We start from the raw sequence: 22,362 nt of genomic DNA on the forward strand, positions 1-22,362 counted from the left end.
TTTTTCGGCGAAGTGGGTCCGGTTCGCCGTCAAAAAATGCGGCGCACCAAAGAAGTGAGATGATTCCACGCAAGTGGAGATAGGTCTCGTCACGGCAGAATGATCACCCTGTTGGGCAATTCGTCCACGTCGTCCAGGCGCGGAGGAGCGTGCTCGGCCAGGATCGCGCCTATGCGCCGGATCGCCTCGATCAGACCCTCCGTGAGCTGGCCCGCACCGATGGCGCCGGTGAGATCGGCGACGATGCCGGTCCAGATCTCCGCATCGACCCGGTCCGCGATGCCGGTATCGGCAAGGATCTCGGCATGGTGCTCGGCGAGCGCCAGATAGATCAGCACGCCGGTCTTCTCCCGAGTCCGGGTGAGCCCGCGCCGCAGAAACTCTTGCGAGGCCGCCTCATGTCCCTGGGCGCGCTTGATGGAGCGCGGCACCAGGGTATAGCGCAGCTGCGGCCAGGACAGGACCAGGCTCAGCACCAAGGCCACCGCGAGCTGGATCAGAAGGATGCGCGAGGCGCTCAGGCCGGTGAGCCAGAGCAGGGGCCAGGGCGTCGCGAGCGCTGCCAACAAGGCCCAAAGGAGCGGAATGGCGCGGTAATGGCCCGCCTGCTCGGCAATCACCAGCACGACCTCGCCGGAGGTATCGTCCTCCACGTCTCCGATCGTCTGGGCGATGCGGGTCTGATCTGCGGCTGAAATCATCTACCAGCTCCCCGAGGCACCGCCGCCGCCGGACGAGCCGCCTCCGCCCGAGAAGCCGCCTCCTCCTCCGCCGGACCACCCTCCGCCGCCACCGGACCATCCGCCGCCGCCCGTCGTGACGATCCAGGGGCCGCGGCGCCCACGCCCGGCGCTGCGTCCGCGTCCGGCGCCCATCAGGCGCGAGATCAGGATGAACAGGATCAGCAGGATGATGAAGGCGAGGACCGGGTCGAAGCCCGTGGTGTTGTCCTCGCGCACCTCCGCCCGCCGGTGCCATTCCTCCGCATCGCCAGTCAGGATCGAGAGCATGGCATCGACGCCCGCATCGATGCCGCCGGCAAAATTGCCCTTCTGGAATTGCGGCGCGACGGCGGTGGTGATGATCACCTTGGACAGCGCATCCGTCAGCGCCCCTTCGAGCCCATAGCCGACCTCGATGCGGACCTTGCGCTCCTGCGGCGCGACGAGGAGGAGCGCGCCGTTGTCCTTGCCCTTCTGGCCGAGCTGCCAGTGCCGGAACAGGCGGTTGGCATAATCCTCGATCTCGTAGCCTTCGAGGGAGCGCAATGTCGCGACCACCACCTGATCGGTGGTCTTGTCCTCGTGGGCCTTCAGCTTCGCCTCGAGAGCCGCCCGCTGCTCGGCGCTGAGAAGGTTCGCCGCATCGACGACGCGGCCGGTGAGAGGCGGGAAGGTCTGGGCGAGGGCGGGGAGGGTGAAGAGGAGGATGAGGAGGGTGATGAAGAGCGCGACCAAACCCTCTCCCCCCTTGTGGGGGAGAGTTGGAGAGGGGGGTGTCAGCGCCAGACTAGAATCAGCGTAGCGCTCACACCCCCCTCCCTGGCCCTCCCCCACAAGGAGGGAGGGGAAAGGCGATGCGCCTGTCATCAGCTCAGAACTTCACCTCGGGCGGGCGCTCGGAGCCGGCGGTGGCGGTGAAGGTCTCCATCGGCTTGGCGTTCGGATAGACGATGGCGGCGATCCAGCGGCCCGGGATCGTGCGCAGCTCCGTGTTGAAGGCCTGCACCGACGAGATGTAGTCGCGCCGCGCGACCGCGATGCGGTTCTCCGTGCCCTCGAGCTGGGATTGCAGGGCCAGGAAATTGGCATTCGACTTCAGCTCGGGATAGCGCTCGACGGTGGCGAGCAGCCGTCCCAGGGCACCGGAGAGCTGGTTCTGCGCCTCCTGGAACTGGCGGAATTTTTCAGGATCCGTGACGGTGGATGCATCGACCTTGATCTGCGTGGCCTTCGCGCGCGCTTCCGTCACCTGGGTCAGCACCTCGCGCTCCTGCTGGGCGAAGCCTTTCACCGTCTCGACGAGGTTGGGAATGAGGTCGGCCCGGCGCTGGTACTGGTTCTGAACCTCGCTCCAGGCAGCCTTGGCCTGTTCTTCCAGGGTCGGGACATTGTTGATGCCGCAGCCGGCCAGGGCCACGGCCACGATCATGCCGGTCAGCGCCACGCGCATCCGTAAAAGCAAAGCCGTCATGTCGGTCCTTCTCGCGATTCGGTTTCTGCGAACCTTTGCTGAGATCAGAGATGGAGCAGGGTTCCCGATTCAACAAGCCGGATTCCGGCAGCCGTACACATAGGAATGCAGCTGGGAATGCAGCCGGGATTGCGACGTCAGGATCCGGAGGACAGCGGCGCGTGGGGCTCGGGGCGCCGCGGCTCCCGTCCGCCGGCGATCGCCCAATAGACGAGGCCCGCCACCGCACCGGTCAGCCCGAGCACGAGCGTCACGTGCAATTCGGCCGGCGTGCCGACCCGGGCTGCGCCGCGCAGGATCCACGGCACCGCCGCCGTCAGTACGCCGGTGGCGAGCGCATGCCAGAGCAGGCTGCGCATTCCGAGGACCTCGCTGACCAAGGCGATCAGGAGCAGCGGGAAGATGAGCAGCGTGAACAGGATCCGTCCGACGGCGAGAAACGCGTCCTCGACGATGGGCGTGGGATCGTCCGCCGCGAAGATCGCATCGATCAGCGACCAGAAGCCGACGAAGAGCGTGTCGCCGGTCAGCGTCGCCATGACCGGATCGACGATGGAGGCGATGAGGAAGAAGGTGCCGCTCACGCCGATGGCGATGATGAGCGCGAAGGGAATGAGGAGAAGCCAGCGGATCATGCTGCCGCATAGTGGCAAAGTTCACCCCGCGCCGCCAGAGGCGCCACCGGGGCCGTGTGGTTTCCCCAGCGGTATGTTGCGCTAGTTTAAGCAGCCGGGCGGCGGGCATCCATGCAGGAGGAGGACGCCATGGCGACGTCGAAGCTGGACGAGCGGCGGCTCATGAGCGACGAGGAATTCACCCTCGTCGAACAGACCCGCTATCCGGTGCTGGGCAAGCTGGAGGAGGGGGCGCTGAAGGATCTGACGCAGCGCCTGCGCGAGCGGCGCGACCGGGCCCGGGACATCGCCCATCGCCAGCGCCGCGAGGTCCGCGGCAAGAGCCGGCAGGCCACGAGTTTCGAGAAGCAGGATGCCGGCAACCGGCAGAAGGCGCGCGTCCTCGCCGAGGCGCTGACCCGGATCAACAGCGAGCGGACGCGCCGCAAGGCGGAGGAACTGCGGGAGAACGCCCGCCGTGCATTGGCCCTTCGCCAGGGTGCGGAGGCGTCGGCGCGCCCCGATTCCGGCAGAACGCCGCGGAAAGGCATGCAAAAGAACGCGAGCACCCGCCGCGACCGCATCGTCAACCCGATGGATGCGGGCCGCATCTCGCAGGCAGGCAAGCGTGCGCAGGCGGTGCGGGACAACGCTTAGGGAATTTCATTCTTCGTCATCACCTCCCCGAACTTGATCCGGGGATAGGTGCCGGTGATCTCGATGTGAGGGACGGATCGCTTCCCGGATCGGGATGGCCGGGACAAGCCCGGCCATGACGTAGGAGGGATCTGAGGCCTATTCCCCATCACCGAGCGCATAGACGCCCTCGGCGCCAATGCCCTGTTCGGCCATCATGCGGGCGCGGGCGCGCAGCTTCTCGGTCTCGCTCTTGAGCTGGCCGCAGGCGGCGAGGATGTCGCGGCCGCGCGGGGTGCGCACGGGCGAGGCATAGCCGGCGCGGAAGACGATCTCGGAGAAGCGCTCGATCCGCTCCCAGTCCGAGCACTCGTATTTCGAGCCGGGCCAGGGATTGAACGGAATCAGGTTGATCTTGGCCGGAATACCCTTCAGCAGCCGCACGAGCTCGCGCGCATCGGCATCCGAATCGTTCACGCCCTTGAGCATCACGTATTCGAAGGTGATGCGGCGGGCATTCGACAGGCCGGGATAGGCGCGGCAGGCATCGAGCAGCTGCTTGATGTCGTACTTGCGGTTGATCGGCACCAGCTCGTCGCGCAGCTCGTCGCGTACCGCATGGAGCGAGATCGCGAGCATGGTGTTGGCTTCAGTGCCGAGGCGCTCCATCTGCGGCACGACGCCGGAGGTGGAAACGGTGATGCGCCGGCGCGACAGGGTCAGGCCCTCGCCGTCCGACATCACGTCGATGGCGGCGATCACGTTGTCGATGTTGTAGAGCGGCTCGCCCATGCCCATGAACACGATGTTCGACACGAAGCGGCTGCCGTCGTTCGGTACGAAAGCACCCTCCGGCGGCGTCGCATGCGGCCAGTCGCCGATGGAATCGCGGGCGACGATGAGCTGCGCCACGATCTCGGCCGAGGTCAGGTTGCGCACGAGGCGCTGGGTGCCCGTGTGACAGAAGGAGCAGGTGAGCGTGCAGCCGACCTGGCTCGAGACGCAGAGCGTGCCGCGGTCGACTTCCGGAATGTATACGCACTCGATCTCGGCGCCCTTGTCGAGCGGACCGGTCGAGGCCATGCGGATCAGCCATTTGCGGGTGCCGTCCTTCGACACCTGCTCCGAGACCACCTGCGGGCGGGCGAGCGTATAGGCGGCGGCGAGCTTCGCGCGCAGCTCCTTGCCCACATTGGTCATCTCGGAGAATTCTTTGGCCCCGCGAAAGTAGATCCAGTGCCAGAGCTGGGCCACGCGCATCTTGAGCTCGCGCTCCGGCACGCCGATGGCGAAGAGCGAATCCTTCAGCTGGTCGCGGGTGAGGCCGACGAGCGATGCGCCGCCGGGGGTTGCCCCCGCCACGACGTTCAGCTCCGCCTTCTTTTCGATGAACCCCGCCGCGCGCGCGGCATCGCTCACGGCCAAGGTGGCCGCATTGGGGTTGTGTTTGGCGATGTCGAGCACCGTCGCCATGGGAAATCTTCAGCCTCGTTGTTGGGATCGAGCGGCCATATAACACGATTGCGTCGGAAACGTGAGCCTCGCAACGCAAAATTCCGGACCCTCGGGCCCGGAACATGCTCATCGGCGTGGCGATTTTCAACCGTTTTGAAGACAGGGATATCAACTCCATCCTCATCCTGAGAGGGTGGCTCGTCATGGGTTTGCGCCCCGATAGCCCTCATCCTGAGGAGCGAGCATTGCTCCCGTCTCGAAAGACGAGGGCGGTTCCAGAGACCACTGGACGATCCTTCGAGACGCTGCTCCGCGGCTCCTCAGTATGAGGCCTAAGATTTATGGGCCAGCCTCTCAGGATGAGGGCTTAGAGTTGATTTCAGCCACTTTCCTACGACGCGCATTCCTTGCGGGCATGCTCCAGCGCCTTGCCGAAGCCGTTCAGGGAATAGCGGTCGGTCAGGCTCGAGCCGCGGGCGGATTGCATCTTGACGGTCATGGTGCCGCTGCGCGTCATGGTGGAAATGGCCTGGCCTTCCTCGGCGGGGTTCTTCAGCCAGGCATTGGCCGCCTTGGCGATCAGCGCATAGGAGGCATTGCCGACTGCGGCTTCCGCCGGGCCGTTCTCCTTGGCGGCGAAGCCCAGCACCAGCGCGACCTCGTTCTTCACGTTCTCCGCCGGGCGGAACGACACGAAGAGATAGGCGGGATCCCGGTTCAGGTTCTTGGGCATCCGGTCCTTGGGCTGGCTCAGCGCATAGCAGATCTTCGAGCGGCCGGTCTGGGCCGTATAGACGCCCCAGTCGCCATAAGACGTCAGAAGCGAGGCGCCGCCCGGACCCGTCGCGGCCTGGGCAGGCTTCGCGGCTGCCGCACCGGCCGCGGCACCTGCGGCTGCTGCCGCCGCCGGCTTGGCCGCGTTGGCTCTGGTCGTCGTCGGTGCGGGCTTGGCGGCGGGTTTCGCAGCCGGCGCCGGCTTTGCCGGGGTCGAGCGGGTCGGGGATTGCGTCGAACGCTGGGCCTGCGCCAGGGCGGCAGGTCCGGTTCCGATGACGAGAACGGCGGAAAGGATGCCCGCGGCGAAGCCGCGCTGAAAGGATGCAGGTATCATGGGGCGGACCATACAAGCGGATGGTTAAGAACTCTTCACCATCTCCGTTAAGGCTGTGCCGCAGGATTGGCGATGCGTCGAAACGCGGCGGTGGAAGGAACATCCTTCAGCGCAATAAAAAGGGCCGCCGAGGCGACCCGAACGCAGTACCACTCAATCACTTTTTTGTTTTTGCAAAGGTCGAGGAGATCAAAATCACTTTTACGCAACAGAATCACTTATAACGACAAGAAATAACATTGCAATAAGTCAATATTCCTCTGCCCGAATCGGGTCCTGCCGGGGCTATGCTCAAGCTTTCTTGTTGTCCTCCAGCGCGGTCTTGGCCCGCGCGCGGTGCTCGTCGGTGATGGAGCCTGCGACCTGGGTGATGGCCGCGGCGAGGACGGCCGCGTCGTCGGCGAAGCCGAACAGCGGCAGAAGATCGGTGATCGCATCCGCCGGGAAGACGAAATAGGCGATGGCGCCGAGGAGAATCAGCTTCACCCGGCTCGGGGTCGCGGGATCGGTGGCGCAGAAAAAGGCCGCAACGAGATCCTCCGCGAAGGGGATCTTGCCGGCAACACGCTTCAGCTTGGCCCAGAAGCGACGCTTGAGACCTTCTTCGTCCCTTGCCTCGTCCTGGGTCGCCCGACGCATAGCCTCCATCTCGGCCTTGCTGAAAGGCTTCATGAAGGGTTCACTCATCTCGACTCTTCCTTCCATACTCTCCGGTTCCGGCTTGCGCGAGGATACCGTAAGACATCTCCTGACGCAGGGAGAAAAGCGATGAAGCTCGACAAATTGATGGCAGCAATCGTCACCGGTGGCGCCTCCGGCCTTGGCGAGGCCACGGCCCGCATGCTGGCCGCCAACGGCGCCAAGGTGGCCATCCTCGATATGAACGCGGAGCGCGGCGACGCGGTTGCGCGCGAGATCGGCGGGGTGTTCTGCCAATGCGACGTGACCGACGAGGCCTCCATCGATTCGGCGCTTGCCGCGGCGCGTGCCGTGCACGGCATCGAGCGCATTCTCGTCAATTGCGCCGGCATCGCGCCGGGCAAGCGCACGGTCGCGAAGAAACGCGAGACCGGCGAACTGATCCCGCACGACGTGGCGAGCTTCCGCCGCGCGGTCGAGATCAATCTGATCGGCACCTATGCGATGATCTCGAAATGCGCAGCCGCCATGGCCGGGCTCGATCCGGTGACGCCGGATGGTGGGCGCGGCGTCATCGTCAACACCTCGTCGGTGGCGGCGCAGGACGGGCAGATCGGCCAGGCGGCCTATGCCGCCTCCAAGGGCGGCGTGCTGGGCCTGACGCTCCCCGTCGCGCGCGATCTGTCGGGCTTCGGCATCCGGGTGATGACGATCCTGCCGGGCCTGTTCCACACGCCGCTTTTCGAGGGCATCGCCGAGGATTACCGCAAGGCGCTGGAGGCCAACGTGCCGTTCCCCTCGCGCCTCGGCCGGCCCGAGGAATACGCCACGCTGGTCAAGGCGATCATCGAGAACGACATGCTCAACGGCGAAGGCATCCGCCTCGACGGCGCCCTGCGCATGCAGCCGAAATAGACGATCCGGGATCGGTTCGAGACGGCATGATCGTAAGCCCTCATCCTGAGGAGGTGCGCAGCAACGTCTCGAAGGACGAGGGCGCTTTCAGTGTGCACTGGATCCTCCTTCGAGACGCCACTTCGTGGCTCCTCAGGATGAGGACAGAGTTTGGCGAGTCAGGCTCTCAGGATGCGTTTTCCTCCCGGTTCTCCAAAAAGCTTTCGAGACCCGGGGTGCCGAGCCAGTGCTCGCGGCGCTTGGCCCATAATTCATAGGTCGGCGTGAACAGGTTGGGCTCGTCGAAGGCGCCGAGCCTGATCTCGGTTTCGCCGCCCGCATCCCGAGCAAAGACCTGCGAGCCGCAAACGGGGCAGAAGCAGTCCTCGGTCGTCGGCGAGGCGGACCAGCTCTTGGTTTCACCGGTGATCGTCACTTGGTCGGCGGCGAAGATCACATAGGCGCTGAAGGGGGCACCGCTGATCTTGCGGCAGGTCATGCAATGGCACAGACCCACGCGCTTCGGCTCGCCGCTTGCCTCGAATCTCAGCTGCCCGCAGGCACAGCCTCCCGTGCGGATGCGCATCTCGCTCATGGCCTATCGCCTCAGCAATCCCACCGCCAGCTGGTCCATGCGCTGCGCCATCTCCACGTCGCGGCGCGTCAGGCCCTTGGCGTCGTGGGTGGAGAGGGTGACGTCGACCTTGTTGTAGCTGTTGGACCAGTCGGGATGGTGGTTCATTTTTTCCGCCGCGAGGGCGACGCGGGTCATCCAGCCGAAGGCGGCGCTGAAATCCTCGAAGAGGAAGCGTTTGTGGAGCGCATCGCGCCCTTCGACGAGCGCCCAGCCGTCGAGGGCCGGCAGGAGTTCGGAACGCTCGGATTCGGTCAGGCGAGGCATGGGTGCACTTCATCGTGAGAACGGGCCATCCATAGTGATGAAGCGCGGGGGCGATGTTTCAAGGGTTCAGGGCAGCCCGAGCAGCCGGATCAGCGCGAGGCTGATGGCCATCAGCACCAGAAGCGAGAGCGTCACGGCGAGCGTCACCCGCCCGCCGACGCGGCCGAGGACCTTCAGATCGACGCCGAGGCCGAGCGCGGCCATCGAGATGACGGTCAGAAGCGTTGCGACGGGGCTTGCGATACGCAGAAGCACATCGGGGATGAGGCCGAGGGAGCGCAGCACCGCAAGGCCGAGGAAGCCGAGGATGAACCAGGGCACCAGTCGGCTCAAGGACAGGCGCGCCGTCGCCTCGGCTGCATTGCGGCCCGCGGCGAGCGAGAGGCCGATGACCACCGGGCCCAGCATCAGCACGCGCACCAGCTTCACCAGGGTGCCGAGCTGCGTGCTGACCGCGCTGACCGGCACGGTCGCCGCGAGCACCTGCGGCACCGCATAGACCGTGAGCCCGGCAAGCACGCCGTATTGGGTGAGGGACAGGTCGAGAATCGGCACCAGAAGCGGCAGGGTGAGCACGACGATGACGCCGAGGATCGCCGTGAATGCGATGGAGGAAGCGACATCTTCCGGCTTGGCGCCGATCACCGGCGCCACTGCCGCAATCGCCGAGTTGCCGCAGATCGCGTTGCCGCAGGCGACCAGCACCGCCATGCGCCAGGGCAGGCCGAGCATGCGCCCGAGGCCGTAGCTCGCCCCGATCGCCAAAGCCACCACGACGGCGATGCCCAGGATGAGACCGACGCCCGCCTCGACGACCGCCTGCGCACTGATCGAGGCGCCGAGCAGCATCACGGCGATCTCGAGCAGGGTCTTGGCCGAGAAGCCGATGCCGGGAACCCAGCGCATTCCAGGCGTCCAGGCCGTTCTGACCGCGGTGCCGAAGAGAATCGCGATGACGAGCGCCTCGAGCCAGGGCCGCCCGGTCCAATGCTCCTCGAGCCGCTGCAGGAGAATCGCCGCAAGCGCAATCGCCGCGCACAGGGCGATGCCGGGCGCCAGTTGCGCGATGCGGTTGCGGTTCATGGGATTTCTTTGAAGTCCTGCGGCTTGCTTGGGAGGGGCTAGTCCTTAGGCCGCCGGGATGCAAGCCCGAAACGCACCCCTGTCATCACCGGCCTTGTGCCGGTGATCTCGGTCCGAAGAATGCGGTGCTTCATACCATCGGGATGGCCGGGACACGCCCGGCCATGACGCGAGAGGGTGCGATCCCCGGCGGCCTTAAGGCCGGAATGACAGCTGAGAAACTCACCTAATCCGCAAACCCGTCCTCGATATTCCGCCAGTCCTGCGTCAGCGCGAACGAATCGCGGTCGATGCGGATGAAGCAGCCGCCGCCCGGATGGGAGGGGCGGCTTTCCTGGCCGATCTCGACCTGCTGCAGATGCGCGGTGAGCAGGCGGGCGACGCCGCCATGGGACACGACGACGATATCGCCGGAGGTTTCGTCCTCGCGCAGGATCCGGCTGATCGCATTCACGATGCGCGCCTGCGAATCGATGGCGCGCTCCCAGCCGCGGATGCTCTTGTGCGGATTGCTGAAAAACTCGCGCACCACGTCCCAGAATTCCGGTGGTGCGATGTAGCCCGTCGCGGAGCGGTCGTTCTCGCCGAGATCGGGGTCCGTTGCGTAGGACAGGCCGAGCCGCTCCGCCACGATGGCGGCGCCGTCCATCGCCTTGCGCTCGGTGCTGGCATAGATTGCGGAGACATCTCTGTCCGCGAGCTGCTCCGTGAAGCGCTCCATGCGGGCGCTCCCGATGGCGTTCAGCGGCCATTCGGGAACCGGCTGGTTCGGGTCGATGACCACTTCGGGATGGGTGAGGAAGATGAGCGATGCCATGGGCGCGATGTAGCCCTCCTGCACGGTCGCGTCGAGCTAGCTCAATGGGTAGGCCGCCTCGATCACATAGGGGCCGCCGCCGACCGAGGCGCGCGAGGAATACAGCACGAAGCGCTCGGCGGTGAAGGACACCTTCGGGAAATGGCCGCGCGTCGCGATGTAGTCCGCCACAGCGATCGGCGAGGCGTTCTTCAGGCGCGCCAGGGTCACATGCGGCGTGAATTTTCGGGGTTCCGGGGCTAGGCCGACCTGGCGCAGGAGGCGCTCTTGCTCCGCCTGCAGCGCAATCAGCTCGCTGTTGCCGGAGGTGCGCGCGAAGACCGCGCGGGGTTTTCCACCGCCGAAGCTGTCGAGCCCGTTGATAGTGAGGCTGAGCGGATGTCGGGCCCGCGTCTCGCCGAGGATCGAGGTGACGTCCTCCGCCATGCGGTCGTCAATATCGCCGATGAAACGCAGGGTGAGGTGATAATTCTCAGGGTCGATCCAGCGCGCACCCGGAAGGCCGCCGCGAAACTGCGACAGGACCAGCGTAATATCGGGCGGGATCTCGATGCCGGTGAACAGACGTGGCATGCGGCACCTCCCGAGGCTGCTGATACTGCGTCAGACGATTGGCGGCGGGGTTTGTTCCAGATCGTAAAACGTCATCCCGGACGAGCGAAGCGACGATCCGGGATCGTCGGACGAGTGTGGCGCAGGCGTCCCCTCCCTCCTTGTGGGGGAGGGCTAGGGAGGGGGGTGCTGGCGCCAAACCTTCACAGGCTATCGCTTACACCCCCCTCTCCAACTCTCCCCCACAAGGAGGGAGAGGGTTCCAGCGTCTCGTTCTGAAAGCGATCCCGGATCGGCTCCGCCGTCCGGGATGACCCTCATCTTACGGGCACGGATTGCAGTGCTCGACATGGATGGCGTTGATGCGCTCCTCGAGCTCCGGCGTGATCGTCACGTCGATGGAGGCGATATCCGTCTTCAGCTGCTCCATCGAGGTCGCGCCGATGATGTTCGACGTGAGGAAGGGGCGCGAATTGACGAAGGCCAGCGCCATCTGGGCCGGATCCAGGCCGAACTCCCGGGCGAGCGCGACGTATTTGCGGATCGCCGCCTCGGCGGTCGGGTTCTCGTAGCGCTGGCCGCGACCGAACAGGGTGGTACGCGTGCCGGCCGGGCGGGCCCCGTCGAGATATTTGCCGGTCAGGTAGCCCTGACCGAGCGGCGAATAGGCGAGCAGGCTCACGTTCTCCTGCATCGTCACCTCGGCGAGCGCCACCTCGTAGGTGCGGTTGAGGAGGTTGTAGGCGTTCTGCACCGACTGCACCCGGGCCTGCCCCTTGGCATCCGCATGCTTGAGGAAGCTCATGGTGCCCCAGGCGCTCTCGTTGGAAAGGCCGAAATGGCGGATCTTTCCGGCCTTCACCAGGCCGGTCATGATCTCGACCGTCTCGGCGATGGGGTGGGATTCCCCTTCCTGGTGGCGGAAGATCGTCGGGTTCGAGCCCCAGGGCATCGGGCGGTCGGGCCAGTGGATCTGATAGAGATCGATATAGTCGGTCCCGAGCCGCTTGAGGCTCTTGTTCACCGCCTCCTCGACCTGCGCGCGGGAGAGTTCGCCCTTGGCGCCGTTGTCGCGGAACCAGGTGTTGTCGGTGCTACCGACCACCTTGGTGGCGAGAATCACCTTGTCGCGGGTGCCGCGCGCCTTGAACCAGGAGCCGATGATCCGCTCCGTGGAGCCTTGCGTCTCGGGGCGCGGCGGGATCGAGTAGAGTTCGGCCGTGTCGAAGAAGTTGATGCCCCGGTCGAGGGCATAATCCATCTGCGCATGGCCGTCGGCTTCGGTGTTCTGCTGGCCCCAGGTCATGGTGCCGAGGCAGATGAGGCTGACGTTGAGATCCGTGCGGCCGAGGCGGCGATGTTCCATGGGTATCAAGCTCCTCGCAGCGGAATCAACCGCTGCGTTCAGGCAGGAATGAGGCGCTGAGGCGGCTCAGCGCTGGGAAAGACGGGCGAGAAAGCTCTCGACGCTGGGCAGGATCCGCTCGACGATGATCTCCACGCCCTTGGCCGTCGGGTGCAGCCCGTCGGGCAGGTTGAGGGCTCGATCGCCGGCGATTCCATCCAGGAAGAAGGGGTAGAGCACAAGGTCGTGCGTCTTCGCAATCTCCGGATAGATGGCATCGAATTTCTGCACGTAATCGGGTCCGAGATTGCGCGAGGCATACATGCCGGCGAGCATCACCGGGATGTTGCGGGCCCGCAAGCGCTCGACGATGGCCTCCAGGTTCTTGCGGGTCCCCGCCGGATCGAGCCCGCGCAGCATGTCGTTGGCGCCGAGCTCCAGGATCACTCCGTCGGTGCCGTCGGGAACCGACCAGTCGAGCCGGTCGAGGCCGCCGGACGAGGTGTCGCCCGAGACGCCCGCGTTCGTGACCTCCACCTTGTAGCCCTTGGCCTTGAGTGCGCGCTCCAGCACGGTCGGGAAGGCGGCTTCCTGCGGCAGGTTGTAGCCGGCGCTCAGGCTGTCGCCGAGCGCCACGAGGCGGAGCGGCTGGCCCTGCGCCTGCGCTGCCGGAGGGATGGCGATCAACCCGGCAAAGGCTGTCGCAAGCATGGCCGCACACGCAAAAATGATCGTCATGAATGAGCCGGATTGGCGCTTCATCGATAGGCTTCCTATCTTTCCGGGACTAGAACCGGACAAGTTTCAATTTTCCAGAAGATCGGGTGAAGAGGCATGCAGGACAAGGCCATCGCGCTGCACGACGTCGATTTGAGTCTCGGGCGCGGCGCCGCGCGGGTGCATATCCTCAAAGGCATCTCCCTCGATATCGCGCGGGGCGAGGCGGTGGGCCTCGTCGGACCGTCCGGCTCGGGAAAGTCGACCCTGCTCATGACGATGGCCGGGTTGGAGCGGCCCGATTCGGGCCGGATCGTCGTCGACGGCACCGATCTGTCGGGTCTCGACGAGGATGCGCTCGCGCGCTTCCGCGGCCGCCGGATCGGCATCGTGTTCCAGTCCTTCCATCTCGTTCCCACCATGACGGCGCTCGAGAACGTGGCGCTGCCCCTCGAGCTCGCCGGCGAGGACGAGGCCTTCGAGCGCGCCGAGGCCGAGCTGCAGGCGGTGGGCTTAGGATCTCGTCTGCATCATTATCCGGCGCAGCTCTCGGGCGGCGAGCAGCAGCGGGTGGCGATCGCCCGCGCCATCGTGCCGGATCCGGCGATCCTGGTGGCGGACGAGCCGACCGGCAATCTCGACGAGACGACCGGCCAGTCCATCGTCGACCTGCTCTTCGCCCTCAAGCGCGACCGGGGCGCGACCCTGGTGCTCGTGACCCACGATCTCAACCTCGCCCGCCTCTGCGACCGCATGGTGCGCCTGCGCTCCGGCCAGGTGGAGACCGGCGCGGCCTCCGCCGTGGCCTAAGGATTTTCGTTCATGCACGGCACCCTTCCGGCCACGCCACCGAGACGGCCTTCCTCCGCCTCCCGCATGCCGCTCCTGCTGCGCCTCGCCTTCCGCGAGCTGCGCGGGGGACTGACGGGCTTCGGCATCTTTCTCGCCTGCATCGCGCTCGGAGTCGCCGCGATCGCCAGCGTCTCGTCCCTGTCCCGGTCGCTCACCGAGGGCATCACCCGTGAGGGACGGCGGATTCTGGGCGGCGACATGGCCTTCTCCCTGCTTCAGCGCGAGGCGGCAGGTCCCGAGCGGGCTTTTCTCGAAACCAAGGGGCGGGTCGCGGTCATCGCCACCATGCGCGCCATGGCGGTCGCCGGCGAAAAGGGCTCCGGCCTCGTCGAGATGAAGGCGGTCGATGGGGGCTATCCCACAATCGGCACCCTCGAAACGGATCCGCAGCTTGCCCCGGCCGATCTCTTCGCCGAGAGGAACGGCGCCTTTGGGGCTGCGGTCGATCCGGCGCTTCTGGCGCGGCTCGACCTGAAGGTCGGCGACCGGGTCACGGTCGGTGCCGCGAACGTCGAATTGCGGGCGCGCCTCGATTCCGAACCCGACAAGATCGCCGACGGCATCGGCTTCGGGCCGCGGCTGCTCCTTTCGCAGGAGGCGCTGAAGGCGACCGGGCTCGTCCAGCCGGGCAGCCTGGTGCGCTGGACCTACCGGCTCACCCTGCCGCCCTCGCTCTCCACCGAGGAGGGGCTGACCCAGATCCAGACGGAGGCGAACCATCTTCTGCCGGAGGCCGGCTGGAACATCCGCACGCGGCTCAATGCCGATCCGCGCTTCGCCCGCAACATCGAGCGATTCACCCAGTTCCTGACCCTGGTCGGCCTCACCGCCCTGCTGGTGGGCGGCGTCGGCGTCGCCAATGCAGTGCGCGGCTTCGTCGACCGCAAGCGCGCCTCCATCGCCACCCTGAAAAGCCTCGGCGCGCCGGGCGGGCAGGTGGTGATGCTCTATCTCACGCAGGTGATGTTGATCGCCCTTGTCGGCATCGGCATCGGTCTCGCCTTCGGCGCCGCCTTGCCCTTCGTGATCACGGCCTTCTTCGGCCATCTCCTGCCGATTCCGATTCAGCCGACGCTGGCCTGGAGCGAGCTCGGGATCGCGCTGCTCTACGGCGCGCTCACGGCCCTGGTCTTCGCCATCGCGCCTCTGGGCCGCGCCCATGACGTGCCGGTCTCGGGACTCTTCCGGGACCAGATCGATCCGGAGCGGCGCTGGCCGCGCAAGCGCTACGTGATCGCGCTCGCCGTCTCCGTCGCGGCGCTCGTCGGGCTGTCGCTGGTCGCGGCCTATGACCAGCGCATCGCGCTCATGTTCGTGGGCGCCGCGGCCGGATCCTTCGTGCTGCTGCGTCTGGTTGCGCAGGGCATCATGGCGCTCGCCCGCCGCCTGCCGCGTCCGAAGAGGACGGCCCCGCGCCTCGCGCTCGCCAACATCCACCGCCCCGGCGCGCTCACGCCCTCGCTGGTGCTCTCGCTGGGCCTCGGCATCACGCTCCTCGTGACGCTTGCCGTGATCGACAGCAACCTCACCCGTCAGCTGACGCAGAGCCTGCCGGAGAAGGCGCCGAGCTTCTTCTTCCTCGACATCCCGAACCAGCAGGCCGATTCCTTCGAGGGCTTTCTGAAGAACCAGGCCACCGACGCCCATATCGAGCGCGTTCCGATGATGCGCGGACGTCTCGTCACCCTCGGCGGACGCCCCGTCGCCGAAGTCAAGGCGCCCGAGGATGTCTCCTGGGTGCTGGAGGGCGACCGCGGCATCACCTATTCGCAAAAGCCGCCGGAGGGCTCGAACATCGTTGCGGGCGAGTGGTGGCCGGAAAACTATCGCGGCAAACCTCTCGTCTCGTTCGACCGCAAGATCGCGGAGGGTCTGGGTCTCAAGATCGGCGACGAGATCACGGTCAACGTGCTCGGGCGCAACATCAGCGCCACCATCGCCAACCTGCGCGAGATCGAATGGCGCTCGATGGGCATCAACTTCGTCATGGTGTTCTCGCCCAACACCTTCGCCGGCGCCCCGCACACGCATCTCGCCACAGTCACCTTCCCGAACGGCTCGGATCCGGCGCTCGATGCCCGTATCCTCAGGAGCTCGGCCCAGGCCTACCCGATGGTCACGAGCGTGCGGGTGAAGGACGCGCTCGAGGCGGTCAACGACGTAGTCTCGCAGCTCGTCATGGCGATCCGCGGGGCGAGCTCCATCGCGCTCATCGCGAGCCTTCTGGTGCTCGCCGGTGCGCTCGCGGCCGGCCACCGGGCGCGGCTCTACGATGCGGTGGTGCTGAAGACGCTGGGCGCCACCCGGGCGCGGCTGATCTCGGCCTATGCCCTCGAATACGGGCTGCTGGGGCTCGCCACCGCCATGTTCGGCCTCATCGCCGGCACGCTCGCCGCCTATTTCATCCTGACACGCGTGATGAACCTCGCCTTCACGCTGGATCTCACGGGGGCTCTTCTCGCCTGCCTGCTGGCGGTTCTCGTCAGCGTCGGCCTGGGGCTGATGGGCACCTGGCGCATCCTCAGTCAAAAGCCGGCGCAATACTTGCGAAATCTTTGAAGCCCGGCCGTTCGACAGGGGCTGAAAAGAGCTGAAGACCGTGGCGGGGAGCAGCCTTAAAACTGCTCTCCCGGGTTCTTCTCACGAAACCTTGAAGCTCGGCGCTCCCTCTTGCGGAACAAGCGCCAACCTCTCATATTTTACGTGTCGCCGTAATCCAGCGGCGGCGGAGGGCTGGCTACAGCCTTTCGAGGGAACATAACGGGACACCGCGAGAAAGGACTCCGATGCAACCGTATGAGCAAAACCAATCCGCCTATGGCACCGGCTTTGCCCGGACGGCAGCTCAGGTCGACCAGGGCCTGCGCGCCTTTATGCTCGGCGTCTACAACAACATGGTCCTGGGCTTGGCCATCTCGGCCGTGGTCGCGCTCGGCATCAACATGCTGGCCACGACGAGCGATCCGTCCCAGGCGGTCGCCCGCATGGGCGGCGTGAACCTGACCCAGTTCGGCGCGACGCTGTACGGCTCGCCCCTGATGTGGGTCGTGGCCCTGGCGCCTCTGGCTTTCATCTTCTTCTTCTCGTTCCGGATGGACCGGATGTCGGCGGCTGCGGCCCGCGGCACCTTCTTCGCCTTCGCGGCGGTGATGGGCGCCTCGCTCTCGACGCTGCTCATCCGCTATACCGGCGCGAGCGTGGTGCAGGTGTTCTTCATCACGGCGGCGGCCTTCGGCTCGCTGTCGCTCTGGGGCTACACCACGAACCGCAGCCTGTCGGGCATGGGCTCGTTCCTGATCATGGGTCTCGTCGGCCTGATCCTGGCCTCGATCGTGAACATCTTCGTCGCGTCGAGCGCCCTGCAGTTCGGCATTTCCGTGATCGGCGTGCTCATCTTCGCAGGCCTGACGGCTTACGACACCCAGAAGCTGAAGGAGATGTACCTGTACGGCAATTTCGACTCCGAGACTGCCTCAAAGGCCTCCGTGTTCGGCGCCCTGACGCTGTATCTGGACTTCATCAACATGTTCCAGTTCCTCCTCGCACTGGTGGGCAACCGCAACCAGTGAGGATGAACGGAGCGAGTGATCGCGAAGCCCCGACCGAAAGGCCGGGGCTTTTCTTTTGCCGTTCCGACGATCCTTATGCGCCGGGCGGGCGATACTTGACCGATTTCGCCTTCGCGAGGGCCTGCATCAGCTCCTCGACGCTGAGTAGGACAGTCGTCTCGCTCGAGCGAACCGCGCCGCCCGCGCCGATGGCGAGCATGACGGATGCCATCGATACGTTGTCCGGCGCCTCCCAGAGATTCCAGCCGTCGTGTTCGCCGAAGGCGTACCAGAACCCGTGCAGCTTGCCGCCGACCGACTCGATGTATGATTTTGCCGCCGCGCGTCGGTCCTCGGGCTTCTCGATCAGGCGCGCCCAGGTTTCGGGCGTGTAGCTGAAGCGCGTGAGATACATGGCCATGGCTCACCTCGTCCGTCAGAGTTCGGCCCCAGCGGAGGCAGTTAACGCCCAAATCCGGAACGCGGCGAGTCACTCACATGGGTAAGCTTTTAAAAGGGTTTCATCCCTGTCCCGAGCTCGCCGAGCAGCGGTAGCCGAACCAGGCGCTGGCGATGGCGGCCGCGGCGCAGATCAGCGCGACCACGGCGAAACCGCCGATCATGGCCGCGGCATAGATCTCCTCGACTGCGGCGCTCCCCACCTCCATCGGCAGGGGCGTGCCGAAGGTTGCATGCGTGAAGCGCTCCGCCATTCCTGGGCTGACCCACGCGGCAGCATGCTGGAACCCGAAGGTGGCGACGACGCCGAGCCCTGCCACGGCGATCAGGCCCGCGACGCGCGAGATCGCGTTGTTGATGCCGGACGCGACCCCGATGCGCTCGTCGGGGACCGCATTCATGACGGTGGTCGACAGGGGTGCGACTGTGATCCCCATGCCAAGCCCCATCGCGGCCATGACGGGAGCGACCGCAAACCAGTAGCTGCCGTGAAGCACGGCGAGCGCCAGAAGTGCGAAGCTCAGGCCCGTGACCGCAGGCCCGATCGTCAGCAGCATCCGCACGCCGAACCGGTCCGCCATCACGCCGCCGAGCCGGGACAGCACGGCCATGACGAGGGTGAACGGCAGGAACACCGATCCGGCCTTGGCGGCCGAATAGCCATGCGCCTCGATCAGCACTGTGGGCAGGAAGAACAGGGCGCCGCTGAGCGCGAAATAGAGCAGCAGCGTCAGCATGTTGACATTGGCGAAGGCGGAGGAGCGGAACAGGTCGATCGGCATCATCGGAGCATGGCTGCGCCTCTCGTGCAGGATGAAGAGCCCGAGCACCACAGCGCCGGCAAGCATCAGCCCGGTGGCGAGACCGCGATGGCCTCCCTGTTCGCCGAAAGCGGTCAATCCGTAGGCGAGGAGGCCGAGGCCGATCACGGCGAGGGCGCCGCCGAGCCAGTCCATGGCGGTTTCCCTCGCTGCCGGGCTTTCCGGCACGTGCTGCCAGCACAGCCAAAGGGCGAGGAGTGCAATCGGAATGTTGATCCAGAAGATCGCCTGCCAGGGGCCGATATCGATGAGCCAGCCCCCGAGGATCGGGCCGAGCGCCGCGGCGATGGCGGAAGCGGCTGCCCAGGTGCCGATGGCCTTGCCCCGTGCTTCCTTCGGGAAATGGGCGCTGATCAGGGCGAGGGAGCCGGGCACCAGCAGGGCGCCGCCGATGCCCTGGAAGGCGCGGGCGGCGATCAGCATTCCCGCCGATCCGGACAGCCCGCACCAGAGCGAGGTCAGGCCGAAGCAGGCGATGCCGATCATGAAGATGCGCCTGAGGCCATAGGCATCGCCCGCCGCTCCGCCGAGAAGCAGGAAGGCGGAGAGGGTCAGCGCATAGGCATTGGTGATCCACTGCATTTCCGATAGGGAGGCCTGCAGGCTCTCGCGCATCTGCGGGATCGCGACGGTGACGATGGCGCCGTCGGCAAAGACCATGCTGGAGGCGAGGATGGCGGTCCAGACCACATAGCCTTGGGCTCGACTGCCGGTCGAAGGATGCCTCTCACCGGAACGGGGCTGATTCACGCGCAGGCCTTTCTCGTGAAGCCGCAGCTTACGGCGAAAGCAGGCAAAAAAGACAGTCTTCCCATTCCGGGAATGGCTACTCCTCCCGTGTGCGAAAATGCTTTACAGAACTCCCATGACGATCCTCATCCGCACTTCCGCCGAATCCGATCTCGACGCCATCACCGCCATCTACGCCCATGCGGTGACGCATGGCACGGCCTCCTTCGAGCTCGATCCGCCCACAAGGACGGAGATGGCGAACAGACGGGCCGCAATCCTCGAGGGCGGTTATCCTTACCTCGTGGCGGAGAAAGATGGCGCGATCCTCGGCTATGCCTATGCGGGCGCCTATCGCACGCGCCCGGCCTATCGTTCGACGGTCGAGGATTCGATCTATGTCGCTCCGGATGCGCAGGGACAGGGCGTCGGGCGTTTGCTGTTGACCGCGCTGATCGGGGAATGCGAGGCGCGCGATTTCCGGCTCATCGTGGCGGTCATCGGCGATGAGGATTCGCACGGCTCCATCGCCCTGCACAGAAGCCTCGGCTTCGAGCCTGTCGGAATCTTCAAGGGCATCGGCTACAAGCACGGACGCTGGCTTTCCACCGTGCTGATGCAGCTTCCTCTCGGACGCGGCATCGCGGAGCCGCCGACACGGCCCCTTCCCACCGGATAAAGTCGGATCGTAGCCTAAGCCGACACAACCTTCGGCTTGTCGAGCACGCGCAATACGCGCGCAAGTTCATGTCCGCGCTTGAGGATCAAGCCTGTCGAGACGATGACCGAATAGGCGCCCTGCTTCTTGGCGAGCTTCGGATCCTTCTCGATGCGGTAGAGGGGCATTTCCGATGTGCGCCGGAAGATGGAGAACACGGCCTTTTCGGGCATGAAGTCGATGGCGTAATCACGCCACTCGCCGGCTGCCACCATGCGGCCGTAGAGATTCAAGATGGCCTGCAGCTCGGCCCGGTCGAAAGAAACCTGTTTCGGCGCGGCGGGGAAAGGAACGATGTGGGCCGAACCCTGCATCGCGCCGCCGCGCAGCGGCTCTGCGACGTCACCTTCGCTCATGAAGCCTCCTATGAAACGTCGTTATACTTCCCTGATGATGGGCTTCGCCGGCAAAGGGATCAACCCATAGCAACCCGATGAGTCACGGGTTATTCTGCAAATCTTATTCCTGCCGCAATCGCGCCGTGATGGAGCCGTACTGAATTCCGTAAATGCTCAAGTTGCCTCGACGGCCCGGCTCATCGAACGGCTTGGACACGTCAGCCCCCCAGCCCTCTGAGTCGCTTGAGGAGCCGGGCCACCATCGAGACACAAGGCTGCCGATGAGGCAGCCTTTTCTTTTGTGCGGAGCGCCTCCGCATCGATTGCAAGACGCTCCAAATTTTTCTTTGTCGTTAACGTTTCGTAAAGACAGAGCCCACGTCGTCCGACGAACTTTCAGGCACACTAAAATCCCGACAGCACGATCTTGCCGCGCGTGCGGCCGCTCTCGATGAGGGCATGCGCGCGCTTGAGATTGCCGGCATTGATGGTGCCGATCACGTCGCCGAGCGTCGTCCTGATCGTGCCCGCATCCACGAGACGCGACGCCTCGCTCAGGATCTCGTGCTGCCGCTCCATGTCGGCGGTCTGGAAGGTCGAGCGCGTGAACATGGATTCCCAATGGATCGACACGCTCTTGCCCTTGAGGAGGCTGATGTCGAGCGGCGTCTTCGGATCGTCGATCAGGGCGAAGCGACCCTGCGGCGCGATGGCTTTCGCGATCTCCGCGAAATGCATCTCGGTCTGTGTGATCGAGAAGATGAAGGCCGGTGCGCCGATGCCGAGCGCTTCGACCTGGGCGGCAAGCGGCCTGCTGTGATCGATCACATGATGGGCACCGAGCTCCCTGACCCATTCCTGCGTCTCCGGCCGCGAGGCGGTGGTAATGACCATAAGGTCCGTGAGCTTGCGCGCGAGCTGGACCGCGATGGAGCCGACGCCCCCGGCACCGCCGACGATCAGGACGGCATTGGCCGCTCCCTTGACCGGGCGCTTGATCTCGAGCCGGTCGAACAGGGTTTCCCAGGCGGTGAGCGTGGTGAGCGGAAGGGCGGCCGCCTCCTCGAAGCTGAGGGTTTTGGGCTTTTTGCCGACCAGCCGCTCGTCGACGGCGTGGAACTCGGCATTGGTGCCGGCCCGCGTGATGGCGCCGGCATAGAACACCTCGTCGCCTTCCTTGAACAGGGTGACGTCCTTGCCGATTCCCCGGACGATCCCGGCGGCATCGAAGCCCAGAACCTTCCAGCCGCCCGGTTCGGCTTGCGCCCGCATGCGGACCTTGGTGTCCACGGGGTTCAGGGAGACCGCCTTGATCTCCACCAGAAGATCGCGCGGGCCGGGCTCGGGCCGGGGCAGGTCGATGTCGACGAGGGAGGCATCCTGGTCGATGGGCAGGGATTGCTGGTACCCGATGGCGCGCATGGTGATGTTCTCCGGTTGTGGAGACATAGTTGGACCTGGTGTATGATCGCGCAAGAACGCACAAAAACAGCCCATAGTGTCAAAAAGGATACCGTAATGCCGCGTGGGTCGCCGAGGGCGCAGAGAGTGCCGAGGGTTCAGGGCTGCTCCGTCGAGCGGACGATGAGCCTGATCGACGGGAAGTGGAAGATCATCGTCCTCTACAAGCTCCTGCGCGGAACCTTGCGTTTCAACGAGTTGCGCCGGCTCATTCCGTCCATCACGCAGCGCATGCTGACCCATCAGCTGCGCGAACTCGAGGCCGATGGGCTCATCCTGCGCACGGTCTATGCCCAGGTTCCTCCCCGGGTCGAATATTCGCTGACGGCGCGCGGCCGGAGCCTGGAGCCGGTGCTCATGGCGATGAAGGAATGGGGCGACGCGAATCTGTCGTCGGCAGAGGCTCAGGCAGCGTAAATCGTCTGTGCGCTGCAATAACTTAACCCTACCCGGTGCGGAACGGCATGCTTCTGTTGCGC

At 65.5% G+C, this 22,362-nt stretch carries 26 protein-coding genes; 7 read left to right on the top strand and 19 right to left on the bottom strand.

Annotation, left to right across the window (positions count from 1 at the left end; all coding sequences use genetic code 11):
* Positions 1-89: 89 nt before the first annotated feature.
* From JKL46_RS15495 to JKL46_RS15510, 4 genes are all read right to left on the bottom strand, one after another.
* Positions 90-701, bottom strand: a complete 612-nt coding sequence (locus tag JKL46_RS15495; protein ID WP_201834356.1) for a TPM domain-containing protein — start codon at positions 699-701, stop codon at positions 90-92.
* Entirely contained in the window at positions 702-1,502 is an 801-nt protein-coding gene (locus JKL46_RS15500) for a TPM domain-containing protein (protein ID WP_425493276.1), read from the bottom strand.
* A 91-nt stretch (positions 1,503-1,593) separates the two neighbouring features.
* Complete coding sequence (locus tag JKL46_RS15505) at positions 1,594-2,193, bottom strand: LemA family protein (RefSeq protein WP_201834360.1); 600 nt, start codon at positions 2,191-2,193, stop codon at positions 1,594-1,596.
* A gap of 137 nt (positions 2,194-2,330) precedes the next feature.
* The gene (locus JKL46_RS15510) at positions 2,331-2,828 is read right to left on the bottom strand and encodes a hypothetical protein (RefSeq protein WP_201834362.1); all 498 of its coding nucleotides are present in this window, start codon (positions 2,826-2,828) and stop codon (positions 2,331-2,333) included.
* Between the two features lie 129 nt (positions 2,829-2,957).
* Here JKL46_RS15510 and JKL46_RS15515 point away from each other — a divergent pair, with 129 nt between their 5' ends.
* On the top strand, positions 2,958-3,464 hold the full coding sequence (locus tag JKL46_RS15515; RefSeq protein ID WP_201834364.1) for a hypothetical protein: 507 nt from the start codon (positions 2,958-2,960) through the stop codon (positions 3,462-3,464).
* A 138-nt stretch (positions 3,465-3,602) separates the two neighbouring features.
* Here the strand turns inward: JKL46_RS15515 and rlmN are convergent, their stop codons facing one another.
* The 4 genes from rlmN to JKL46_RS15535 form a co-directional block, all read right to left on the bottom strand.
* The gene (gene rlmN, locus JKL46_RS15520) at positions 3,603-4,916 is read right to left on the bottom strand and encodes a dual-specificity RNA methyltransferase RlmN (RefSeq protein ID WP_246529334.1); all 1,314 of its coding nucleotides are present in this window, start codon (positions 4,914-4,916) and stop codon (positions 3,603-3,605) included.
* A gap of 373 nt (positions 4,917-5,289) precedes the next feature.
* Complete coding sequence (locus tag JKL46_RS15525) at positions 5,290-6,009, bottom strand: hypothetical protein (RefSeq protein ID WP_201834366.1); 720 nt, start codon at positions 6,007-6,009, stop codon at positions 5,290-5,292.
* Positions 6,010-6,056: 47 nt separating this feature from the next.
* Positions 6,057-6,218 (bottom strand): hypothetical protein, encoded by a 162-nt coding sequence (locus tag JKL46_RS15530; protein ID WP_201834368.1) that lies wholly within the window; start codon positions 6,216-6,218, stop codon positions 6,057-6,059.
* Between the two features lie 82 nt (positions 6,219-6,300).
* A complete protein-coding gene (locus tag JKL46_RS15535; protein WP_201834370.1) occupies positions 6,301-6,696 on the bottom strand; it encodes a YkvA family protein in 396 nt (131 codons plus the stop codon).
* 81 nt (positions 6,697-6,777) lie between these two features.
* Between JKL46_RS15535 and JKL46_RS15540 the strand changes: the two genes are divergently transcribed.
* A complete protein-coding gene (locus JKL46_RS15540; protein ID WP_201834372.1) occupies positions 6,778-7,563 on the top strand; it encodes an SDR family NAD(P)-dependent oxidoreductase in 786 nt (261 codons plus the stop codon).
* A 166-nt stretch (positions 7,564-7,729) separates the two neighbouring features.
* Here JKL46_RS15540 and JKL46_RS15545 read toward each other — a convergent pair whose 3' ends face one another.
* The 7 genes from JKL46_RS15545 to JKL46_RS15575 all read right to left on the bottom strand — a co-directional run bounded on the left by JKL46_RS15545 (position 7,730) and on the right by JKL46_RS15575 (position 13,002).
* Entirely contained in the window at positions 7,730-8,137 is a 408-nt protein-coding gene (locus JKL46_RS15545; RefSeq protein ID WP_201834374.1) for a GFA family protein, read from the bottom strand.
* Positions 8,138-8,140: 3 nt separating this feature from the next.
* A complete protein-coding gene (locus JKL46_RS15550; protein ID WP_201834377.1) occupies positions 8,141-8,443 on the bottom strand; it encodes a 4a-hydroxytetrahydrobiopterin dehydratase in 303 nt (100 codons plus the stop codon).
* A gap of 66 nt (positions 8,444-8,509) precedes the next feature.
* Positions 8,510-9,526 carry a YeiH family protein gene (locus JKL46_RS15555; protein WP_201834379.1) on the bottom strand — a complete coding sequence of 339 codons (1,017 nt, stop codon included), beginning with the start codon at positions 9,524-9,526 and terminating at the stop codon, positions 8,510-8,512.
* A gap of 226 nt (positions 9,527-9,752) precedes the next feature.
* Complete coding sequence (locus JKL46_RS15560; protein ID WP_201834381.1) at positions 9,753-10,343, bottom strand: histidine phosphatase family protein; 591 nt, start codon at positions 10,341-10,343, stop codon at positions 9,753-9,755.
* 36 nt (positions 10,344-10,379) lie between these two features.
* On the bottom strand, positions 10,380-10,916 hold the full coding sequence (gene thpR / locus JKL46_RS15565; RefSeq protein ID WP_201834383.1) for an RNA 2',3'-cyclic phosphodiesterase: 537 nt from the start codon (positions 10,914-10,916) through the stop codon (positions 10,380-10,382).
* 301 nt (positions 10,917-11,217) lie between these two features.
* Positions 11,218-12,261 (bottom strand): aldo/keto reductase, encoded by a 1,044-nt coding sequence (locus JKL46_RS15570; RefSeq protein ID WP_201834385.1) that lies wholly within the window; start codon positions 12,259-12,261, stop codon positions 11,218-11,220.
* A gap of 66 nt (positions 12,262-12,327) precedes the next feature.
* The gene (locus JKL46_RS15575; RefSeq protein WP_201834387.1) at positions 12,328-13,002 is read right to left on the bottom strand and encodes an arylesterase; all 675 of its coding nucleotides are present in this window, start codon (positions 13,000-13,002) and stop codon (positions 12,328-12,330) included.
* A gap of 72 nt (positions 13,003-13,074) precedes the next feature.
* Between JKL46_RS15575 and JKL46_RS15580 the strand changes: the two genes are divergently transcribed.
* The 3 genes from JKL46_RS15580 (at position 13,075) to JKL46_RS15590 (ending at position 17,378) form a co-directional block, all read left to right on the top strand.
* Positions 13,075-13,767 (top strand): ABC transporter ATP-binding protein, encoded by a 693-nt coding sequence (locus JKL46_RS15580; protein ID WP_201834389.1) that lies wholly within the window; start codon positions 13,075-13,077, stop codon positions 13,765-13,767.
* A 12-nt stretch (positions 13,768-13,779) separates the two neighbouring features.
* Positions 13,780-16,368: an ABC transporter permease gene (locus JKL46_RS15585; RefSeq protein WP_201834391.1), complete on the top strand. Its 2,589-nt coding sequence runs from the start codon at positions 13,780-13,782 to the stop codon at positions 16,366-16,368.
* A 227-nt stretch (positions 16,369-16,595) separates the two neighbouring features.
* Positions 16,596-17,378: a Bax inhibitor-1/YccA family protein gene (locus JKL46_RS15590; protein ID WP_201834393.1), complete on the top strand. Its 783-nt coding sequence runs from the start codon at positions 16,596-16,598 to the stop codon at positions 17,376-17,378.
* A 73-nt stretch (positions 17,379-17,451) separates the two neighbouring features.
* Here the strand turns inward: JKL46_RS15590 and JKL46_RS15595 are convergent, their stop codons facing one another.
* Complete coding sequence (locus JKL46_RS15595; protein ID WP_201834395.1) at positions 17,452-17,778, bottom strand: GYD domain-containing protein; 327 nt, start codon at positions 17,776-17,778, stop codon at positions 17,452-17,454.
* 100 nt (positions 17,779-17,878) lie between these two features.
* Entirely contained in the window at positions 17,879-19,387 is a 1,509-nt protein-coding gene (locus tag JKL46_RS15600; RefSeq protein ID WP_343074064.1) for an MFS transporter, read from the bottom strand.
* Between the two features lie 115 nt (positions 19,388-19,502).
* Here JKL46_RS15600 and JKL46_RS15605 point away from each other — a divergent pair, with 115 nt between their 5' ends.
* A complete protein-coding gene (locus tag JKL46_RS15605; protein ID WP_201834397.1) occupies positions 19,503-20,045 on the top strand; it encodes a GNAT family N-acetyltransferase in 543 nt (180 codons plus the stop codon).
* A 14-nt stretch (positions 20,046-20,059) separates the two neighbouring features.
* On the opposite strand, the gene JKL46_RS15610 is transcribed toward JKL46_RS15605, so the two are convergent.
* A complete protein-coding gene (locus JKL46_RS15610; protein WP_201834399.1) occupies positions 20,060-20,440 on the bottom strand; it encodes a DUF2794 domain-containing protein in 381 nt (126 codons plus the stop codon).
* A gap of 387 nt (positions 20,441-20,827) precedes the next feature.
* Positions 20,828-21,844 carry a zinc-binding alcohol dehydrogenase family protein gene (locus JKL46_RS15615; RefSeq protein ID WP_201834442.1) on the bottom strand — a complete coding sequence of 339 codons (1,017 nt, stop codon included), beginning with the start codon at positions 21,842-21,844 and terminating at the stop codon, positions 20,828-20,830.
* A gap of 96 nt (positions 21,845-21,940) precedes the next feature.
* Between JKL46_RS15615 and JKL46_RS15620 the strand changes: the two genes are divergently transcribed.
* Positions 21,941-22,300, top strand: a complete 360-nt coding sequence (locus JKL46_RS15620; protein WP_201834401.1) for a winged helix-turn-helix transcriptional regulator — start codon at positions 21,941-21,943, stop codon at positions 22,298-22,300.
* Positions 22,301-22,362 lie beyond the last annotated feature (62 nt).

Source organism: Microvirga zambiensis WSM3693 (assembly GCF_016735695.1).
In the GTDB taxonomy this organism is placed as follows: Bacteria; Pseudomonadota; Alphaproteobacteria; order Rhizobiales; family Beijerinckiaceae; genus Microvirga; species Microvirga zambiensis.

Bases quoted from the DNA above. Each gene is read 5' to 3' on its own strand.
- JKL46_RS15535 (WP_201834370.1), bottom strand. From the start codon at position 6,696: ATGAGTGAACCCTTCATGAAGCCTTTCAGCAAGGCCGAGATGGAGGCT.
- JKL46_RS15580 (WP_201834389.1), top strand. From the start codon at position 13,075: ATGCAGGACAAGGCCATCGCGCTGCACGACGTCGATTTGAGTCTCGGG.
- JKL46_RS15525 (WP_201834366.1), bottom strand. From the start codon at position 6,009: ATGATACCTGCATCCTTTCAGCGCGGCTTCGCCGCGGGCATCCTTTCC.
- JKL46_RS15560 (WP_201834381.1), bottom strand. From the start codon at position 10,343: ATGGCATCGCTCATCTTCCTCACCCATCCCGAAGTGGTCATCGACCCG.
- JKL46_RS15540 (WP_201834372.1), top strand. From the start codon at position 6,778: ATGAAGCTCGACAAATTGATGGCAGCAATCGTCACCGGTGGCGCCTCC.
- JKL46_RS15570 (WP_201834385.1), bottom strand. From the start codon at position 12,261: ATGGAACATCGCCGCCTCGGCCGCACGGATCTCAACGTCAGCCTCATC.
- JKL46_RS15575 (WP_201834387.1), bottom strand. From the start codon at position 13,002: ATGAAGCGCCAATCCGGCTCATTCATGACGATCATTTTTGCGTGTGCG.
- JKL46_RS15510 (WP_201834362.1), bottom strand. From the start codon at position 2,828: ATGATCCGCTGGCTTCTCCTCATTCCCTTCGCGCTCATCATCGCCATC.
- JKL46_RS15595 (WP_201834395.1), bottom strand. From the start codon at position 17,778: ATGGCCATGTATCTCACGCGCTTCAGCTACACGCCCGAAACCTGGGCG.
- JKL46_RS15585 (WP_201834391.1), top strand. From the start codon at position 13,780: ATGCACGGCACCCTTCCGGCCACGCCACCGAGACGGCCTTCCTCCGCC.
- JKL46_RS15605 (WP_201834397.1), top strand. From the start codon at position 19,503: ATGACGATCCTCATCCGCACTTCCGCCGAATCCGATCTCGACGCCATC.
- JKL46_RS15505 (WP_201834360.1), bottom strand. From the start codon at position 2,193: ATGACGGCTTTGCTTTTACGGATGCGCGTGGCGCTGACCGGCATGATC.
- rlmN (WP_246529334.1), bottom strand. From the start codon at position 4,916: ATGGCGACGGTGCTCGACATCGCCAAACACAACCCCAATGCGGCCACC.
- JKL46_RS15620 (WP_201834401.1), top strand. From the start codon at position 21,941: ATGCCGCGTGGGTCGCCGAGGGCGCAGAGAGTGCCGAGGGTTCAGGGC.
- JKL46_RS15545 (WP_201834374.1), bottom strand. From the start codon at position 8,137: ATGAGCGAGATGCGCATCCGCACGGGAGGCTGTGCCTGCGGGCAGCTG.
- JKL46_RS15495 (WP_201834356.1), bottom strand. From the start codon at position 701: ATGATTTCAGCCGCAGATCAGACCCGCATCGCCCAGACGATCGGAGAC.
- JKL46_RS15515 (WP_201834364.1), top strand. From the start codon at position 2,958: ATGGCGACGTCGAAGCTGGACGAGCGGCGGCTCATGAGCGACGAGGAA.
- JKL46_RS15590 (WP_201834393.1), top strand. From the start codon at position 16,596: ATGCAACCGTATGAGCAAAACCAATCCGCCTATGGCACCGGCTTTGCC.
- thpR (WP_201834383.1), bottom strand. From the start codon at position 10,916: ATGCCACGTCTGTTCACCGGCATCGAGATCCCGCCCGATATTACGCTG.
- JKL46_RS15555 (WP_201834379.1), bottom strand. From the start codon at position 9,526: ATGAACCGCAACCGCATCGCGCAACTGGCGCCCGGCATCGCCCTGTGC.
- JKL46_RS15550 (WP_201834377.1), bottom strand. From the start codon at position 8,443: ATGCCTCGCCTGACCGAATCCGAGCGTTCCGAACTCCTGCCGGCCCTC.
- JKL46_RS15615 (WP_201834442.1), bottom strand. From the start codon at position 21,844: ATGCGCGCCATCGGGTACCAGCAATCCCTGCCCATCGACCAGGATGCC.
- JKL46_RS15610 (WP_201834399.1), bottom strand. From the start codon at position 20,440: ATGAGCGAAGGTGACGTCGCAGAGCCGCTGCGCGGCGGCGCGATGCAG.